Genomic DNA, 324 nt, shown 5'->3' with positions numbered 1-324 from the left:
GTGGTACCATTAGGAACCGTAAAGGTAGGCGCAGTAGTGTCCACCACGTTTATCGTCTGCACTAGGCTTGTCTCGTTTCCACAGTCATCGACAAGAGTCCAAGTTCTTGTGATTACAGATTCGTTTGCACAGGAGCCATCAGCCACTGCATCGGTGTCAGCTGCCTCCAATCCATTCGAGCAATTGTCGTTCTCATCTGTCACGTCACCAGTAAGGGAAAGGTCCGTTGGATCTTGGTCACACTCGATAGTGGTACCAGCAGGAACCGTAAAGGTAGGCGCAGTAGTGTCCACCACGTTTATTGTCTGCACTAGGCTTGTCTCG

Annotated in this window: 1 protein-coding gene; it reads right to left on the bottom strand. The window is 50.6% G+C overall.

What is annotated here, in order from left to right; all coding sequences use genetic code 11:
• The coding region (locus AB9K26_RS00310; protein WP_369970554.1) for a hypothetical protein at positions 1–311 on the bottom strand (311 nt) is incomplete at its 3' end.
• Positions 312–324 lie beyond the last annotated feature (13 nt).

It is taken from the genome of Psychroserpens sp. XS_ASV72 (genome assembly GCF_041224425.1).
Taxonomy (GTDB): domain Bacteria; phylum Bacteroidota; class Bacteroidia; order Flavobacteriales; family Flavobacteriaceae; genus Psychroserpens.
The sequence above is the reverse complement of the archived record's forward strand: the minus strand, read 5'-3'. Positions and strand labels throughout refer to the sequence as shown.